The sequence below is a fragment of the Pseudovibrio sp. SCP20 genome, from assembly GCF_057774105.1.
The window spans coordinates 820,099-838,427 of record NZ_JBYMDH010000001.1; the positions used below are offsets into that span (position 1 = coordinate 820,099).

Here is an 18,329-nt window from a genome sequence, read left to right on the forward strand (position 1 = left end):
ATAGCGTGTCAAATCCATTTCCTCCCTACGAACCGGGAGGTCAACCCGCCAATGGAAAAGGGAGTACGCGCAAGCGCATTCCCCTTCGTATTGTTTTACCAAATGTCGTCACCCTGCTGGCGCTGTGTTCTGGCCTGACAGCCATCCGCATGGCCATGGAAGACAGGTGGGATATGGCAATCGCTGCCATCTTCCTGGCTGCTATTCTGGATGCACTGGATGGCCGCGTTGCGCGCATGCTCAAAGGCACCACTAAGTTTGGCGCCGAGCTGGACTCGCTGGCCGACTTTGTGAACTTCGGTGTAGCACCGGGCATCATCCTGTACGCATGGATGCTGGAAGACGCCAGCTCCCTTGGCTGGATTGCCTCACTGCTGTTCTCCATCTGTATGGCGTTGCGCCTGGCGCGCTTTAACGTGGCGCTGGACGATCCTAATAAACCGAAGTGGGCCAACAAGTTCTTCACTGGCGTTCCGGCTCCGGCAGGCGCGTTGACGGTCCTGCTGCCGATCTATCTGGAGCGTCTGGGCGTACCGCACTGGAACGAACTGGCATTGCCAGTTGCGCTCTACACCATGTTCATCGGCCTTTTGATGGTCAGCCAGCTGCCAACCTTCTCCGGTAAGCAGATCGGCACCCACATCCGCCGTGAATGGGTTCTGCCGTTGTTCGTCGTTGCAGTTGGTATCGTAGCGCTGGCTGCGAGCTATCCGTTTGAATGTCTGACTGTGATCAGCCTCGGCTACCTCATCTCTATTCCCTTCGCATGGCGTTCCTACAAAATCCACTGTGTAACAGGGAAGGGACCACACGCGGACTGTGATGTGATGACCACCGAGATTGAAGAGGAAAGCGTGTCAGAAGACAAAGCCTCTTTGAAAGTCAGCCTCGAAGACATCGCCAAAGCAGGTGTGCCTGATCCAAAACAGGATCAGGAGGACAGCAAGACTTAAAGTCACGCTGAAACAATGAGATTTATGAAAGGCCGTGGAACGCTCTGCGGCCTTTTTTGTTGACCTGACAGCGCTATATGCAAACGCTATCCCAGCTCCCAGCTCCCAGCTCCCAGCTCCCAGCTCCCAGCTCCCAGCTCCCAGCTCCCAGCTCCCAGCTCCCAGCTCCCAGCTCCCAGCTCCCAGCTCCCAGCTCCCAGCTTCGCTCTTAGAATGCAGGCAACAAAAAAGGCTGCCGGAGCAGCCTTTTTTCAATATTCGTATCTGAGTCAGCTTTACTCAGCAGCCTCTGGAACGCGTTTGACCTCCTCAGCCTCATCTCCGAAGCTTGGTTCTTTCGTTCCCACATTGCCATTGGCAAAGACATACTGATCCGCAGGCATTTTGCCCTGACGACGGCTGGAGATCCGCGACACGCCATTCTTCATGTGCATCGGCATCACCAGAGCAATCGGGATCACCACCAGCGTCAGCAGCGTGGAGAATGCCAGACCGGAGATCACAGCTGTTGAGAGCTGTACCCACCAGCTGGCCGTCACGCTGCCAAAAGTGGTGACCTGATTAGCAAAGTCGAAGCTGATCTGCGTCGCCATTGGAATGAGACCTGCAATCGTTGTGATCGTGGTCAGCATCACTGGACGGATACGCTGTGCACTGGTGCGCAGCGCAGCATCAACAGGGCTCTGCCCGTCTTCACGGAAGCGATTGTAGGTATCAATCAGCACGATTGCGTTGTTCACCACAATACCAGCCAAAGCCACGATGCCTGTACCGGTCATGATGATCGAGAACTTCTGCCCGGTCACCAGCATGCCCAGCAGCACGCCAAACACACTCATCACAACAGTCGAGAGTGTGAGGAAGCTTTGGTAGAAGCTGTTGTACTGGGTCAGAAGAATGATGAACATCAGGAAGAGGGCACCAATCATCGCCTTCATCAGGAAGGCTTGAGACTTGGCTTGCTCTTCGTTCGCACCGCGGAACTTGATGAACACACCCTCTGGCCATTGCTGAGTATCAAGCCAGGCCTGAATTTCAGCCTCTTTCTCAGTTATGAGGAAGCGGTCCTTATCAACGCCAGCCTTCACGTCCAGCGAGAACATGCCATTACGGCGTGTGATGCTGGAAACCTTCTGCTTCGGTGTGCGTTCCACAAAGTTGGACAGAGGGATCTGGCCCAAAGAGGTGCGCAGGCGCAGCTCATCAAACTTGTCGAGCGTACGTTCCTCCACTGGCAGGCGAACGCGAATATCCACTTCATCTTCAGAGTCAGATGGACGGTAATCACCAATCAGAACACCGTTGGTCACCAGCTGAACCATCGCCCCCACAGCAGCGATATCTGCTTTGTAGCGGGCCGCTTTCTCGCGGTTGATGGTCAACTCCCAATCGATACCTGGCAGCGGACGGCTGTCTTCCTGATCGCGCAATCCATCGATGGTGTCGATGTGGTTGCGAACACGATCCGCAGCAGCAACAGCAGCTTCGTAGTTGTTTGAGCTGATCTGCAGCTGAATGTCTTTACCGGTTGGAGGGCCACCTTCAACCTGACGGGATTCAACCTTGATGCCCGGAATCTGGGTGGTTTTCTCACGAACGCTGTTGAAGATCTCCTGCGCAGAACGACGGCAGCAGAAATCTGCAAACTCAATATCGATGGAACCAATCAGATCCGCAGGGGCATTGTTGCCGCTACCACCACGTACGCCAACAGGGAAGGCACGGGTCACAACGTTCTCAATGCCTGGCTCTGCCAGAATGACGTTATCAACCTGACGAACAAGCTCCAATGCTTCCAGCGCAGACATGTTACCGCGCGCTGTCACATAGAACTTACCTTGTTCTGGTTCTTCATCCACGAAGAACTCAGTACCGGCATTGTTGCCCATAAAGGTAATGAAGATACCCGCACAAAGAGCCAGCATGGCAACAATAGCCATCATACCAGCCCACCATCTGCGAACCAGAAACTCCAGAACCGCAATGTAAGCGCGGGTGATACCGCGCAGCTTGGAAGTGTCAAACGGACCATGCCCGGAGAATACTTTCGCTGCTGCCAATTCTTCGGTCTTGCGACGCTCAACACGAGCACGCGAGTAGTTGAGGATTGGCTTGAACATCTTCATCAATGGCAGGTAGGCAATCGCGAGGACTGCTGCTCCCAGCAACTTAGAAGCTGGCCCAAGCACCGCAACGACAGGTGTGAGGCTGGAAACCACAACAGCAAGCGCCATGGCAATGATTAGAGCCAGAAGATGCTCCCCATACTTGCTCATGAACGCAAACACGGAAGCCAAGATGCCACCCGTCACGGGTAGGAACACCATTGCAGTCAGCAACGAGCCGGACAGAACGATGATCACCATGATCGGCAGGTAGCTCATGAACTCGCCAGGAACGCCCGGCCACAGCAGCATCGGCAGGAAGGCTGCCAGTGTGGTTGCTGTGGAAGATACAATTGGCCAGAACATCAGCTTGGCGGCACGGATATAAGCATCCCGCGGAGGCATACCTTCTGCAGCCTTACGGTCTGCGTATTCCACCATCACGATCGCGCCATCAACCAGCATACCAACGGTCAGCACGAGGCCGAACATCACCATGGTGTTCACGGTCATGCCGATGGTTGTCAGGGTCAGGAAGCCGAGCATGAAACTGGTCGGGATTGCCAGACCAACAAGCACTGCAGAGCGCAACCCAAGAGCGGCCACCACAACGATCATCACGAGGAAGATCGCGGTCATAATGGAAGATTCAAGGGAGTTGAGAACCTGGAAGATGTTGTCGGACTCATCCAGCATGTAGCTGACAGACACAGTTGGTGGCAGATCCTTTGTGATCTCCTCAACAACAGTGCGCACAGCTGCGTTGTTCTCGATGATGTTCTCGCCAATACGCTTCACCACGTCCAAAGAAACAGCTGGCTGGCCGTTCACCAGAGTGAAGGTGCTTGGGTCTTTGAAGGTCCGCTTGATGGTCGCGATATCGCCTAGAGTAACAACACCTTCGCCGGACTGTTTCACTGGCAGCGAATAAACATCATCGGCGTCAAGGATCAGACCCGGCACCTTGATGTTGAAGCGACCGGCACCACCATCAATAAAGCCTGCTGCAATCAGCTGATTGTTCAGGCTAAGCGCGTTGATCAGCTCACTCTGGCTGATGGAATAGCTTTCCATCTTCAGCGTATCGATGATCACTTCCAAAAGCTCATCGCGCTGACCAGTCAGCTCAACCTCTTTCACAGACGCAATGGACTCGATCTCGTCTTTCAGACGATCTGCAAGTCGGTAAAGCGTGCGGGAAGGGACATCACCGGAAAGGGCAATAGTCATGGTTGGCTGAAGCGCCATGTTGTGTGTGCTGACAGTAGGCTCTTTGGCGTCCTCAGGGATCTTGCTTTTCGCCGTATCCACCTTCTCGCGAACGTCCGTCAGAGCCTTGTCTTTATCGACGCTGATGTCGAACTCCAGTAAGATACCAACGTGCCCTTCAGAGGCAATGGTTGTGATCTCTTTCAGCCCTTCAAGGCCGCGGAGCTCTGTTTCCATCGGCTGACCGATCAGGCGTGTCCCATCTTCAGGAGAGATGCCGGACTGGCTGACAGAAACGTAAAAGAAAGGAACGTCAATATCAGGAGCTGCTTCTTTCGGGATCGCGATGTAGGACATAATGCCTGCGATCACCATGAAGAGCATCATCACAAAAACTGTTTTGGGGCGGTGGAGCACCCCTTCCAGCATGGAAATCATTGTGAAACCTCCGCGGTTTCAAAAACAGGATGAACAGTACGGCCTTCTTTCACGAAGTCCTGACCCACAGTAATAACAGTCACTTTTTCTGGCAGGCCTTTCAGCCATACGCCTTGTGTGTCGCCGCCGATCAGTTCAACAGGGTAGAAAATGACCTTGTTGTCCGCATCAACACCGCGCAGACCAATGTCGCCATTGTCAGCGAGGGTCAGGATGCCCGGAGAAACGAAGTGCGCTTTCTCTTCCGCAAGCTGCAGTTGCGTGCTGGTGGTGACGCCGTCCTTCAGTTCAAAGTCAGAGTTCGGCAGTTCCACCTCAACGCGGAAAGTGCGGGTATCAGGATCAGCAGAGCTTGCAATGTAGCTCACCTTGCCTTCAACACTCTGGCCGGTCACCAGATTAACAACTGCAATCTGACCAACCTTCACCGCCTGAATATTGGATTCAGAAACTGCACCAATGGCAAGCATTGGGTCCGGAGCCATGATTGTTGCGCAGACTTTGCCAACACCAAGCATCGCACCAACTTCAGTCAGCGGTGTTTCAATAATGCCATCAATCGGTGCGCGGATTTCGGTGCGGTCCAACTCCAGCTCCGCTTCCTGCAACTGGGCTTTGGCCGCATCGCGTGTTGCCTTCAGCGCGATCACACGGTTTGCTGCAGAAAAGCCCCTGTTGTTCAGCTTGCTGGCAGCTTCATAATCAATGTTCGCCTGTGCCAGAGCTGCATTGGCCTGCAAAACCCGCGCTTCACGTGCACCGCGATCCAAAGAACACAGCAGATCGCCTTTGCGAACAAACATACCTTCCGTTGCCGGACGTGTGCGAACCACGCCAGAGGTTTCCGAATGCACCTCTACGCGAGTGTCAGCCTGCGTGCGCCCACGCATTTCCAGAAACGGCGTACGGGTTGTCGCTTCCAGAGTTTCCACTTTTACGGCAAACGGTAAAGAGGCTTGGGCTTTCACGCGTTCGGCTGGCGGTGGCGTAGAATTTTCGCCGTTACCCTGACCCATCACAACAGTGGTGCCAGTTGCCATCCAAATACCAATTCCGGCCGTAAGCCCCAATGCCAGAACATGTGAAAATCGAATTGCCATTTTTCTCTCCGCCGGTTCTAGGCGATTATTCAGCTGCTTGAGCGTGGGAGACACGCTCGCTGGCGATGCGCTCAAGCTTGCTTCGGTTCATTTTCAAGTAATCAAGGGAAGCACTCAGTGTGGTAATTCCGTATCCCAGCGTCCAGGCGCTCGCCGGATCTTCACAAAGCTCAACCTCGTGTTTCATGCCCCCGATCTTCAGCTCCAGATGCTCGATGCGGCGGTCGATCTCACGTGAGATGAACTCGCCTCCAACCCATCGGCTATAAAGAGCAAGAAGAAGGAAAGGGGACCTGAACAGATCTTCGACAGGGGTCGCGGTCAGCTCTTGCACAAAAGCGTCACGCCCTGCCTGCGTAATAGAATAGATTTTTCGGGACGGTTTGCCTGAGGAGGTCTCTTCGCGCCACGTCACAAGCCCTTCCTGTTCCATCTTGGCAAGTGACGGATAAATCGACCCGTAACTGGCTTCAATGAAATGGCTAAAATGACCTTCTTGCGCAGTCTTGCGAATTTCATATCCCGTCGCGTCTCCGCTGGACAATATGGCAAGACAAAATTTTCGTGTGCTCATACCCACCACATGGCACTGAGTGTTGAAAACAGAGCCCATACAGCGATGAGCTCGCATAAACTACTGAACTTAAAAGACTTAATTTCGACTAGAGCAAAAGTCTGATCACGTTCGATATATATCGATTAGATATATGTGAAACTTTTCTACTTAATGCTCTGAACGCTGTCAAATGTAGAAATGTAACAGGATGTCCCACTCTTGCTACATAGGGTTCAGATTGGTCACGTGCTCAAAAATTCAATGGGTCTCTCTCATTTTTAATAAATAATCTGCAAAAGAATGTGTTTGCCATCACAGGTTGTTCCAATTTTCTTCGTTTACGAAGCAGTTGTGCATTGGATTTCTGCACAAACCTACTTGTCTTGTCTTGCTGTTTTGAGGTGAAGTGTCTCCGGTCAACTTCAAAAAGGTATTTCATGATGGATTATGCACGCGATATGATTGGGTTTGGCCGGAACACACCAGACCCGAAATGGCCAGGCAATGCGAAGATCGCGGTACAGTTCGTCATCAATTATGAAGAAGGCGGCGAAAACAACATCCTTCATGGAGATGCCGGTTCTGAAGCATTCCTTTCTGAAATTGTCGGCGCGGAATCATGGTTGAACCAGCGCCATATGAATATGGAGTCTATCTACGAGTATGGCTCCCGCGCTGGCTTCTGGCGTTTGTGGCGTTTATTCCAGAAACATAAGTTTCCAGTCACCTGTTACGGCGTTGCAACTGCGTTGGAACGCAATCCCGGTGCAGTTGAAGCAATGAAGGAAGCTGGTTGGGAAATCGCCTCTCACGGCCTCAAATGGATTGAGTACAAGGACTTTTCTGCCGAAGAAGAACGCTGGCACATTGAGCAGGCGATTAAGATCCATGAGGACACCACTGGCGAGCGCCCATACGGTTGGTACACAGGCCGCACTTCGGTCAACACACTGCCGCTGATCATGGAAGAAGGTGGCTTCCTGTACAGCTCAGACAGCTACGCAGATGATCTTCCTTACTGGGTGGAGGGACCAAAAGGTCCGCATCTGATCATCCCTTACACGCTGGATGCCAATGACATGCGCTTTGCAACACCGCAGGGCTTTAACAGCGGTGACCAATTCTTTACCTACCTGAAAGATAGCTTCGACACGCTATACGCTGAAGGGGAGGATGGAGCGCCTAAAATGATGAACGTTGGCCTCCATTGCCGCTTGGCTGGACGCCCTGGCCGAACTGCTGCTCTGGCCCGTTTTCTGGATTACATCTCCACCAAACAAGACGTCTGGGTGCCGCGCCGCATCGATGTTGCACGCCACTGGCACGAGCATCACAAACAGTAAGCTCTTCAAAAACTGAGGCAATTACCTTCCTTGCCCCAAGTGAGGGAGGTTGCCTCGCCATCTGTAGAAAAGCCATTTTGTTCTTGAACTGGCCGCAATGCAGCCATTTGCAGGCCAGACACACCCTATATTGCCTTGTTGGTCGCACCCTTTGAATCCACATAGTGAATAATGCATAGGTTCAAATTGTCGTGACCATCTGTCTTCCTCAATTAGTTATTGATAGAGACAAGTTAGAAACGCAAATCGGCTGTGCGGTATGCCTATTGCATCATCCTCGGCAATCTAACTTAAGGAACAATAATAGGGTGACCATGAGCTTTTTAAGTGCAACGGCCGAGAAGGCGAGGCATTCAAGCAAAAGAAGTTTGTCCCGGCGTGGTTTTGTCATCGGAACAGCAGCTCTGGCGTTGGCTGGCTGTCAGACCACAAGTGCACCAAAACGTAAGACGGTCGCTGATCTCCGTCAGGACCCATACTACAAGGCTGTTTACGGCCCGATGCCGGAAGAAAAATTCCCCGTCCCGGCAGTGAACCTCAATGAAATTCCTGATGGCAAATATCTCCGTCAGGTCGTCAACTACACCGGACCTGAAGCGGGCGGCACCATCGTCGTCGACCCATCCAACCGCTTCCTGTATCTGGTGCGTGGTGACGGCACCGCCATGCGCTATGGCGTTGGCGTAGGCCGCGCAGGCTTTGGCTGGAACGGCGATGCTGTGATCCAGTACAAGCGCCAGTGGCCGAAATGGACGCCGCCTGCAGAGATGATTGCACGTCAGCCAGAGCTGGAAGAATTCCGCTATGGCATGGCGCCGGGTATTGAAAATCCGCTGGGCGCCCGTGCGCTCTACCTGTTCCAGAACGGTAAGGACACTTTGTACCGCCTGCATGGCACCAACGAGCATTGGTCCATTGGCAAAAACGTGTCCAGTGGCTGTATCCGTCTGCTCAATCAGGACGTGATCGACCTTTACAATCGCGTGCCAAACGGATCACGCGTCGTGGTTCGTCCGGCAAGCAATCCGGTAGAGCCGCTGAGCGTCTGATTAAAAAATCATCGCGAAAAAGAATGAAAGGCCTGATATCCCCATCAGGCCTTTTGTGTATCCACCTTTGGAAAACGCGAGGGAAGGTTGAGGAAAGTGTAACGAACTGTAGCAAAACGCCGGTTCAGACAATGTCATTACGTTTTTACAAACTTCAAAATGCACATGTCTCACAAAAGCAATGTAAAACACTCTCAACTAATATGTTCTTTCAAGCATACTTGTTTCGCCAAGAGGCTCCCCATTGATCCAGTGAGCCTGCATAGCCGTAAGTACTGCGAATTCTTGTAGGAGTTGGGTGTATATGTCCCGTTCTAGGCAGGCTGTAAAAGTTGGTCTGATCGCCATCTCAATTGGCGTTGCAGGATTGTATATCGGCAAACCGGCGCTGTTCTCAAAGCCGGTTCCATTTCTCTCTTCCATTGGACTAACGCTCTGGCCTGCGGAAACCTCCGAAGTTGCCGTGCAGGGTTCTGGCAATAAGCAGCAAGGCAAGAAAGGTGGCGGGAAACGTGGATATGGTGGAGGTGGCAATCAGGAAATTCTCGCCCGTGCCCGCAATGTAACCACCGGTGTCACCGACACATTTGTCCGCGCCATCGGCACCGGCCGTGCGGCCAAGATGACGGATCTCTACCCGGAAGCCTCAGGCCGCATTCAGGAGCTCCCATTCGAAGCAGGCACACGTGTTTCTAAAGGGGATATCGTCCTGCGCTTGGATGATGCTGAAGAGAAACTGGCCGTAAACCGAGCTAAGCTGGCGCTGAAAGATGCAGAAGAGCAAGTCGAGCGCTACGAAAAGCTCATGACCTCTCAGACCATCTCCACCGTTCAGATGCAGAATGCTCTGCTAGCAACTAATCAGGCACGGCTTGACCTGGATAAAGCCAGCATCGATCTGGATCGCAGACTGGTGAAAGCTCCGTTTGATGGTGTGCTTGGCATCATGGATGTCGAGATTGGCGATTACGTCACCCAGTCCTCACGGATCACCGGCCTTGATGATCGCTCCAGCATTCTGGTGGAATTCGTTGTTCCAGAGCGTTTCGCGAACAAAGTGAAGCGCGGTGACAAGGTTGAGCTGCGCACCGAAGCCATGCCGGGCCGCATTTTCAGCGGTGAACTTACCGCCATGGAAAACCGCGTCAATTCAGAATCCCGCACACTGAAAGTACAAGCCACCGTCGACAACCCGGATGACTTGTTGCGTTCCGGTATTGCCTTTGATGCACGGGTGCAGCTCGAGGGTGACGAATGGCCATCTGTCCCATCAATCGCCCTGAAATGGGATCGCTCCGGTCCGCATATCTGGCTGGCTGAGGGCGGGGAGGCTCTTCGTACCGATGTCATCGTTATCGAGCGAAGTGCTGATCGCGTGCTGATCGAAGGAGAAGTCGAGCCGGGTGATATTGTCATCACAGAAAGCGTTCGCGACCTGAGGCCGGGCACCAAAGTGCAGCTGAGCCCCGAACCAGGTTTTACACTCACACAGCCGGAAGGCAACAAACCACCGCTTGTGAGTGAAACCCAAACCTCTGAGGGCAAGGGGGAAGGAGAGCGCAAAGGCAAAGGCCGCGGTAACGGCAAAAACAAGCCAGCGGATGCTGAGCAAACTCAGCAGGGGGAGCCTGTTAAAAGTTCTGGCTCCCGCTCCGGTGCATCCCGCGATGATGCCAACCAATCCAGCTCCTGATTGACGGACCCCAAGGTGTTTCTATGACCACTGACAAAAACTCCAAACGGGAAAGTCATCTGAGCGGATTGTATGCCCTGAGTGTACGTCGTCCGGTATTGGCGATTACCCTGAACCTCCTCATCATCGTTGCAGGCATTGCAGCACTTCTGGGCGTTGAAGTGCGCGAGATGCCCAATGTGGACCGGCCTGTTGTAACCGTAACAACCACCTATTCCGGTGCTCCGCCGGAAGTCACGGATGCTGAAATCACTAGTGTTCTGGAAAAAGCAATCGCTCGAACGGCTGGCATTGAATCTGTTTCATCCTCCTCAAAGTATGGCCGCAGCAGGATCACAGTTGAGTTCAACGATGGCGTGGACGTCAGCGAAGCCGCCAACGATATTCGCGATGCCGTCAGTGGGGCAGGGCGTAACCTGCCTGAAGACGCTGATACGCCTGTGGTGGTGAAAGCTGACGCTGATGCTGACCCGGTCATGCGCCTCGTGGTGACATCCGATGAAATGCGCATTGAGGAGCTCAGCAAGTTTGTTGATGACGAGATCATCGATCGCATCACCTCGGTGCCCGGAGTGGCCAGCGTAGATGTTTATGGCTCGCAAACACCTGTCTTCAAAGTCGCGATTGATGTGCAGGCCATGTCATCAAGAGGCCTGACACCAGATAACCTGCGCAGCGTTCTGCAAGAGCTGGCTTTGGATACCTCTGGCGGTTCTCTGGAAACAGGCGATCAGGAGCTCTTCGTTCGTGCCAACTCTGATGTGAAGACCGCCGAACAGATCGGCATGGTCAAACTGAATGACACGACACGTATCCGCGATATTGCTTTTGTAAGCTACGGGCCGGAAAGAGCATCTTCCGGCGCGTTCTACAATGGTAAGCGTGCTGTCGGCATGGGCATCATCCGCTCGGCCAACTCCAACACCATCGATATCTCCAATGATGTCCGTGCTGAAGTTGCCCGGATGCAGGAACAGCTGCCTAAGGATGTGGAAGTCAACATCAGCAGTGATGATGCCACCTTCATTGGCGGTGCAATCAAGGAAGTGGTGTTCTCGCTCTTCCTCTCCACCAGCATCGTCGTTGGTGTGATGTTGCTGTTCCTTGGCTCAATCCGTGTCACGCTCATCCCAGCCGTCACAGTACCTGTAGCCTTGATCGGTGCCTTGGTTGGCATCTGGCTGGCAGGCTTCTCCGCAAACGTGCTCACATTGCTGGCCTTGTTGCTGGCAACCGGCATGGTGGTGGATGATGCCATTGTGGTGCTGGAGAACATCTCCAAACGCGTTCACAAAGGGCAGGGACCACGAGCTGCTGCGATCCTCGGTACGCGTGAGGTATTCTTCGCAGTGATCACCACGACTGCGACACTCGCCGCCGTCTTTATCCCGATCTCGTTCCTACCAGGTAGTGTCGGGAAGCTTTTCTCCGAGTTTGGTTTCGTGCTGGCAATCAGCGTTATGCTGTCCTCCTTCGTTGCGCTGACACTCGCGCCAATGATGGCATCACGCCTGCTGCGCACGAAAAACTATGAGGACACGCACAAGCCCTCTGCCGCATGGAGAGCAATCTCAAGTGTGGGAACTGCCATAGAACGCGGTTACTCCAACGTATTGGACTGGTCTCTGCGCCGACCATTCGTGCTGCTGGGCCTGGCAACCTTGTTCGTCATCCTCGGTGCTTCACAGTTCACATCCCTGCCGCGACAGCTGACACCCTCTGAGGACCGCTCTGTGATCTTCATGATCGCCTCAGCGCCGCAAGGCTCCAGTCTGGATTATACAGCTGCTAAAATGCGTGAGCTGGAAATCATTGCTCAGCCTTATGCAGAAAATGGTGAAGCGCGAAGCATCATGAGCCTTGTAGGGATGGGCGGGCAAATCAATCGCGGCTTCCTCATTATGTCCTTGAAGGACTGGGCAGAGCGTGATCGCTCTCAACAGGAGATCGTCAACGAACTCCAGCGCAAAACCTCCAAGATCCCGGGCCTTAAGGTGCGCGTGGCTCAGCCAAATACGCTGGGCATCCGTGGTGCCGGGCAGGGCCTTCGTTTCGCGGTGACCGGCACCAACTATGATGAATTGGCTGAAAGCGCTGATGATATCGTGGCTGAAATGCAAGCGCGTTACGGTGACAAGGTCGGCTTTGCATCCGTCTCCTACGAAACAACCCAGCCACAGCTGCTGGTCAGCGTGGACAGAGAGCGCGCCAACGATCTGGGCCTCTCGTCCGACAGGATTGCCTCCAACCTGCGTATGCTGCTGGATGGGTCTTCTGTCGCGGATCTCTTCGTGGAAGATGACGGCATTCCGATGGTCATGGAAGCAGGTGGCCTGCCACTGCGCTCAACCCGTGACTTGGAAAACATCTTCATCAAGAGCAGAGACGGCACCATGCTGCCAATGTCTTCCATCGTTTCTATCGAGGAAGAGGCCGTTGCACCAAGCCTGACACGTGAAGAACAGCAGCGAGCCGTCCCGGTCACCATCGCCATCAATGAAGGCTACGATCTGGCTCAGGCGATTTCAGATATGAAACAGGTCGCTGAAGAAGTTCTACCCGAAGGAAACAACGTCACGCTCCTCAGTGAAGCCGCAGTTCTGGAGAAGACCACTTCCAATGTCTACATGACGTTCCTCTTCGCGATCCTTGTGGTCTTCCTCGTGCTGGCTGCGCAGTTTGAAAGCTTCATGAGCGCCTTTGTGATCCTCTGCACAGTACCATTTGGGGTATCCGCCGCGATTATCTCAATCGGCCTGACAGGTGGCTCCATCAACGTCTACTCCCAGATCGGTATCATCCTGCTGGTCGGCCTCATGGCAAAGAATGGTATTCTGATCGTAGAGTTTGCCAACACACTGCGTGAAGAAGGACGCTCTGTGTTCCAGGCGATCCACGATGCCTGCCTCATCCGCTTTCGTCCGGTGGTGATGACTGTTGTCTCTACCGTGCTAGGCGGTGTACCGCTCGTTATGGCGTTTGGTGCGGGTGCTGAAGCGCGTATCGAGATGGGGTGGGTGATCGTCGGCGGTCTGGGCTTTGCGACGCTCTCAACGCTGTTCGTGACACCAGCAGCCTATCTGCTGCTGATGCGCTTTACGAAACCACGTAAGGCCAGTGAAGAGAAACTGCACAGCGAGCTGGACGAAGCCCTGGGCACCACTAACACGCCAGCGGAGTAACACCCGTTACGGACAGGCCGAGATGATGACGATACTCGTATTGCCTTCGTCTCGGCATCTCTGTGCAAGGTAATAGATGTCGAGCCGCAGTGTGACCAGATGCGAGTTTGCACCCGGTTGCGTCGTCTCATTCACCCGGTGCCCGAGGTCCTGAGAAAGCTCCAGTTCAAAGAAAGCCTCACTCTGGGAGAAGTAAGAGAGCAGCAAATCCAGATCCAGCGCTTCATTACCCGCAGCGTCGACCACGCGGGTTTGGCGCAACTTATCGCGCCACATGAGCTCGCCGCAATTATCAAGAAACTGCTCGCAGGAGACCAGCTGGTCAAACAATTGATGCACAGTGGAACGAAGCATCTACACCCAATCCAAACCTTCAAATGCAGGTAACAGCGCAAGTATAGCGCACAGATCTGATTTCCCCTCAAAACCAAACAGTAAAATTGAAGGCAAGCGTCACTTTACTGCGTTCTACCTCCCCAACTAGTCCCGGATCACCCCTCAATTGTCACAGAAATGCAATAAAGCGCATTGAGTGCGCTTTGTTTGTGATATGCTTAACTTTTCCCTAACGGAATTAAAGGTGCGACCCCGGAGAGATACCATGCGCTTACTCAAGCTTTTTCCATTGATGCTTGCGTTTCTTACAGGCCTGTTGCTGCCGGTCTCAGCCAATCAGGCACTGGGCATTCAACAGCTAACAGAAGTGAGCGGCAGGGCTGAAGTGGTCGATAAACGCCATCTTGATATCTACCATACCTACGGCATCGTCAGAGTAGGGCTCATGTGGCCTGCCAAGAACCACTATTCCCTGCGCAGGCAACTGGTGACGGCGGTAAAAGTGAAGTGCTTGATGTTTGGCTCTGAAACCCATGCCAGCTGTGTGGCGATCGATCAGTTTGGCTCCCGCTGGATGCTGGGCAGCGCAGGCCAGATGGCCTTCACTAAATAGGGGGAGGAAAAGCGCCGAACTGCATTAAGCTTCGGCGCTCATCAGATTTATTTATTCTTCGCGAATGTGTCCATCATGATGTCGACGAAGAGCTGTGCGTTCGCATCAAATGCCACCTTGCAGTTCACCGGCTTGCCGCCACGGCGGTTCTTGTCCACGACGGTGCGACCAACGGTGAGTGCGCCTTGTGTTTCAATGTCGACAGGACACTCTTCCAGCGTAATCACCTCAGGCTGAATGAGGTGAGCAATACAAAGCGCGTCATGCACGGGAGCGCTGTGCTCCACATCCATCTTCTGGATCTTGTCGTGAATGCCAATGCGGTGACCTGTGCAAGCGGCCATTGCTTTACCGGCTGGCGTGCCCAGCTCATCAAACTGACGGCACTGTGTTGCAGTCACTAGTGCTTTGTGTGTTGCATCCAGCGGCACCATAGTCAGCTTCTCAAAGCCTGCATTGAACACAGCATAAGCCGCTTCAGGGTCCGCCCAGATGTTGAACTCAGCAGCAGGGGTTACGTTCCCCACATCGTGACCACCACCCATGATCACAACTTCAGGAATAAGATCCACCAGCTTAGGCTCTGCAGCCAGTGCAGCTGCAATGTTTGTCAGCGGAGCAACCGGAACCAGTGTGATTGGATCAGTCGCATTCCGGTAGGTCTCAACCAGATACTCAACCGCATGCTGCTCCTGTGCTTTCAGCGCAGTTTCAGGCAGGGGCAGGTGCTTGCCGTGGATTTTCTCGGTCAGATCGTTCTTGGTGCGTGGTACTGGAAAATCATTGCGCACCAGAGGTTTTGGGCAGCCCGCATAAACCGGGATTTCAGGCTTGCCGATATAGTCGAGCACGCGCAGAGAATTATCTGTGCAATAATGCAGCTCAGCGTTGCCGTTGACTGTGGTAACGCCAATCAGATCAAGATCTTCATGCAATGCAGCCAGCATAATGGCAACGGCATCATCTGTGCCGGTGTCCACATCTAGTATCAGTTTTCTTTTCATTATTCGCTCCCGGAAAGCTGATCGCTGCTAACGCCATGGGTGCGCAGCGGCAGCCTTATATGCAGATGCATCATCGCGGATGATTGGGTACATGCGTGTGATGCATGAAAAAAAGAGATAAGAAACAAGAGACTAGATTATTCTGGCAAGGTCAATTACCTGTGTAATGGAACTGACGATATATCACAGCTTCATCCCATTATTTGACGAGTAAAGCATGCCTGCAAATCCCATTTTCTCTGATGACTATTTCGAAGCTCAAGAGCGTTTCATCGACTTGTCCCAGCGCCTCGGTCTCGAAATGGAAGTGATCCCGCATCCCACCTTCATAAGTGAGGAAGGGCCTGTGCAGATGGCTGTCGCAGTGCAGGGTAAGCAGGAATGTGAGCATGTTGTCTTCATCACATCCGGCGTGCATGGAACCGAGCTGACTGCCGGCTCCGGCATACAGTTGGACCTGATGCAGCGCTATCTGGATCAGGTGCCGTCAAACACGAAAGTGGTCTGGGTACATGCAGTCAATCCGGCAGGCTGCGCGATCTTCACCAGAACTGACGAGAACAACGTCGACAACAACCGCAACTCCATCAGCTTCGATGGGGAACTGCCGCAAAATCCGGATTACGAAGAGCTTCACACCGCCATTTGTGCACCCGAAATTACCGGTGAGCCATGGGCAAAAGCCAATGCTGAGATCAAAGCCTACACCGACAAGAACGGCGCTGGCGCACTCACCCAAAAAGTCCTGAAAGGCCAGTACACAGTGCCAATGGGATTGTTCTACGGAGGTGTTGAAACCTCCTGGTCCACCACAACGTTGAAGCAGGTGATCTCGCGGTACGGACAAGGCGCGAAACGCGCAACGATTATCGACCTGCACACAGGTGTCGGGCCAAGCGGCTTCTGTGAGGTGATGGATCTGAGTTCTAAACCGGGAGAAGAGGTGGAGTGGAGCCTGATTGGCGGCTTCATGTGCGACACCATCGATCTGCTGGATCTGGATGAACCACCTACAAAGCTCATTCTGGAGTTTGGCACCATCCCGTTTGAGCAGGTACTTGATGCTCATCGCCGCGACAACTGGCTGAAACGCAATCGCGATACCGTTGCGCCGGAACTCGCAGCAGAGATCCGGCAGGAACTCAAAGATGCACTCTTCGTTGATACGCCGGAATGGTGTGAAGCGTTGCTAACTCAAAGCCGGGATGTGTTTGAACAGTACGTTCTGAAAGTTGGTGCGGAAGTTTAAGGCAAAATTTCAGTCCCATCATAGGCCAGACATTTGCCTGTTTGGGACTGATCCACTTTGCTGATCACATCCAACAGCATTGCGGCAGACTTGGCAGGGCGCATCATTTGCCCCTCTGGAATGTTGCGCTGAAACGGTTTGGAAAGATCGCTGTCGACCGTCCCCGGATGCACACCAATAACAACTGAGCTTTGATGCGTGCGCTGCATCTCAATTGCCGCGCACCTGATCAGCATGTTCAAGGCTGCTTTTGACGCGCGATAAGAGTACCAGCCTCCGAGATAATTATCGGAGACACTGCCAACACGTGCCGAGATTGCTGCAAAGACCGCCTTTTTATGCTTCGGCAACAGGGGCAGGAAATGCTTCATGATTATCGCTGGCAAGATCGTGTTGGTGTGCAGCGTTTCTTCCATGCTAGCGACGGAAAGTGACCGCATGGTTTTCTCTGGTTTGGCGGTGGCGCTGTGAAGCTGCCCAGTCGCCACAAAAATCAAATCAAGCCCACCAACCGCTTTAAGTGCTTCTGCATTGGCCTGCAGGACTTCCAGATCTTCCAAGGAAAATGCGTGGCTTTCAATCCTGTCGTGTTTGGGAATGCGTTCAGGCGAACGTGCAAAGCAAAACACCTTGGCTGTGCCGTATCGGTCCAGGCATTCCTGCGCAAAAGCAGAGCCAATAGCGCCGCTTGCACCAAACACAGCAATCCGTTTGGGAGAAAAGGGCATGACACATCCTTAGCAGGTTGAAACTGCGGGAAGTGTTCTTGAGCCATGCAAAAACGTCAACTAGCGGAAAACAGGAAGAGCTACTGAGTGCAGTGATAAACTTCAATGTAAGGAAGAGAATGGCTGGGGATCCTGGACTCGAACCAGGACCGACGGAGTCAGAGTCCGCTGTTCTACCATTAAACTAATCCCCAGCAGAACAGGAGGGTGGTGTTCCCTGTAATGCAGAAGCTTAAACTGAAATTGGCTGGGGATCCTGGACTCGAACCAGGACCGACGGAGTCAGAGTCCGCTGTTCTACCATTAAACTAATCCCCAGCAATAACAGTAAGTTAGCTACTGCTCGCCGACAAACAGAAGCAAGCTGCTCAATTCGTCGGTGAGAGGGCTTTTAGTGTCCGTACCTTACCTTGTCAACTTGGTTCTGGTGAGTTTTAACAAAATCAGTGGTCTAAGCGGATTTCTGGACCCTCACTTGTGAATAAGGATCACGCCTCTGCGTGTTTTTGCGCAGCCCATCTCTCTGCGAGGCCACAATAAGGCAGCTGCTTTCCTGCACAAGTCGGGCAGTAAGCTCTTGGAGTTTCCTGCAATTTGAGAGAACCCGTTTAAATTTAGGACTGTACCATTCCAATGGGGCGATTGCTGTTTGCCATTAAACTGTTACAATGTTGCCAACTTGAAATGACTTCGGTCCGGATCGCATCCAGATGCCGTCAGGACTGCACAAAGGCATAGCACTTGAAAAAAACGGGTGAGCGGTCCTCTTCG

The 18,329-nt window shown here is 53.2% G+C and carries 13 protein-coding genes and 2 tRNA genes; 7 read left to right on the forward strand and 8 right to left on the reverse strand.

Translation table 11 applies throughout. The features are described from left to right. The first annotated feature begins 5 nt into the window (after window positions 1-5). Entirely contained in the window at window positions 6-953 is a 948-nt protein-coding gene (gene pssA / locus AC3CB2_RS03795; RefSeq protein ID WP_014285284.1) for a CDP-diacylglycerol--serine O-phosphatidyltransferase, read from the forward strand. Window positions 954-1,228: 275 nt separating this feature from the next. Here the strand turns inward: pssA and AC3CB2_RS03800 are convergent, their stop codons facing one another. The 3 genes from AC3CB2_RS03800 to AC3CB2_RS03810 are packed head-to-tail and all read right to left on the reverse strand — an operon-like array spanning window position 1,229 to window position 6,379. Further along, window positions 1,229-4,705: an efflux RND transporter permease subunit gene (locus tag AC3CB2_RS03800; protein ID WP_352930758.1), complete on the reverse strand. Its 3,477-nt coding sequence runs from the start codon at window positions 4,703-4,705 to the stop codon at window positions 1,229-1,231. Beyond that, complete coding sequence (locus tag AC3CB2_RS03805) at window positions 4,702-5,805, reverse strand: efflux RND transporter periplasmic adaptor subunit (RefSeq protein WP_352930757.1); 1,104 nt, start codon at window positions 5,803-5,805, stop codon at window positions 4,702-4,704. The genes AC3CB2_RS03800 and AC3CB2_RS03805 overlap by 4 nt, the downstream gene beginning before the upstream one ends. Before the next feature lie 25 nt (window positions 5,806-5,830). Beyond that, entirely contained in the window at window positions 5,831-6,379 is a 549-nt protein-coding gene (locus tag AC3CB2_RS03810) for a PadR family transcriptional regulator (RefSeq protein WP_352930755.1), read from the reverse strand. A 419-nt stretch (window positions 6,380-6,798) separates the two neighbouring features. Here AC3CB2_RS03810 and puuE point away from each other — a divergent pair, with 419 nt between their 5' ends. The 4 genes from puuE (at window position 6,799) to AC3CB2_RS03830 (ending at window position 13,628) form a co-directional block, all read left to right on the forward strand. Then, window positions 6,799-7,704, forward strand: a complete 906-nt coding sequence (gene puuE, locus AC3CB2_RS03815) for an allantoinase PuuE (protein WP_352930753.1) — start codon at window positions 6,799-6,801, stop codon at window positions 7,702-7,704. Window positions 7,705-8,072: 368 nt separating this feature from the next. Continuing rightward, window positions 8,073-8,753 (forward strand): L,D-transpeptidase, encoded by a 681-nt coding sequence (locus AC3CB2_RS03820; protein ID WP_014285291.1) that lies wholly within the window; start codon window positions 8,073-8,075, stop codon window positions 8,751-8,753. A 304-nt stretch (window positions 8,754-9,057) separates the two neighbouring features. Further along, a complete protein-coding gene (locus tag AC3CB2_RS03825; RefSeq protein WP_352930751.1) occupies window positions 9,058-10,446 on the forward strand; it encodes an efflux RND transporter periplasmic adaptor subunit in 1,389 nt (462 codons plus the stop codon). Window positions 10,447-10,469: 23 nt separating this feature from the next. After that, on the forward strand, window positions 10,470-13,628 hold the full coding sequence (locus tag AC3CB2_RS03830; protein ID WP_352930749.1) for an efflux RND transporter permease subunit: 3,159 nt from the start codon (window positions 10,470-10,472) through the stop codon (window positions 13,626-13,628). Between the two features lie 6 nt (window positions 13,629-13,634). On the opposite strand, the gene AC3CB2_RS03835 is transcribed toward AC3CB2_RS03830, so the two are convergent. Continuing rightward, on the reverse strand, window positions 13,635-13,982 hold the full coding sequence (locus AC3CB2_RS03835; RefSeq protein WP_008551973.1) for a hypothetical protein: 348 nt from the start codon (window positions 13,980-13,982) through the stop codon (window positions 13,635-13,637). A 247-nt stretch (window positions 13,983-14,229) separates the two neighbouring features. On the opposite strand from AC3CB2_RS03835, the gene AC3CB2_RS03840 reads away from it, so the two are divergent. Further along, window positions 14,230-14,577, forward strand: coding sequence for a hypothetical protein (locus tag AC3CB2_RS03840; RefSeq protein ID WP_041768456.1), 348 nt, complete (start codon window positions 14,230-14,232; stop codon window positions 14,575-14,577). Between the two features lie 47 nt (window positions 14,578-14,624). Here the strand turns inward: AC3CB2_RS03840 and AC3CB2_RS03845 are convergent, their stop codons facing one another. Continuing rightward, on the reverse strand, window positions 14,625-15,581 hold the full coding sequence (locus tag AC3CB2_RS03845; protein WP_352930746.1) for a nucleoside hydrolase: 957 nt from the start codon (window positions 15,579-15,581) through the stop codon (window positions 14,625-14,627). A gap of 217 nt (window positions 15,582-15,798) precedes the next feature. On the opposite strand from AC3CB2_RS03845, the gene AC3CB2_RS03850 reads away from it, so the two are divergent. Then, window positions 15,799-16,830, forward strand: a complete 1,032-nt coding sequence (locus tag AC3CB2_RS03850) for a DUF2817 domain-containing protein (protein ID WP_352930744.1) — start codon at window positions 15,799-15,801, stop codon at window positions 16,828-16,830. Here the strand turns inward: AC3CB2_RS03850 and AC3CB2_RS03855 are convergent. The 3 genes from AC3CB2_RS03855 to AC3CB2_RS03865 all read right to left on the reverse strand — a co-directional run bounded on the left by AC3CB2_RS03855 (window position 16,827) and on the right by AC3CB2_RS03865 (window position 17,876). Next, window positions 16,827-17,558, reverse strand: a complete 732-nt coding sequence (locus tag AC3CB2_RS03855) for an SDR family NAD(P)-dependent oxidoreductase (protein ID WP_352930742.1) — start codon at window positions 17,556-17,558, stop codon at window positions 16,827-16,829. The genes AC3CB2_RS03850 and AC3CB2_RS03855 overlap by 4 nt on opposite strands. Before the next feature lie 120 nt (window positions 17,559-17,678). Continuing rightward, a tRNA-Gln gene (locus AC3CB2_RS03860) sits at window positions 17,679-17,752 on the reverse strand. 50 nt (window positions 17,753-17,802) lie between these two features. Next, window positions 17,803-17,876 (reverse strand) — tRNA-Gln (locus AC3CB2_RS03865). Window positions 17,877-18,329 lie beyond the last annotated feature (453 nt).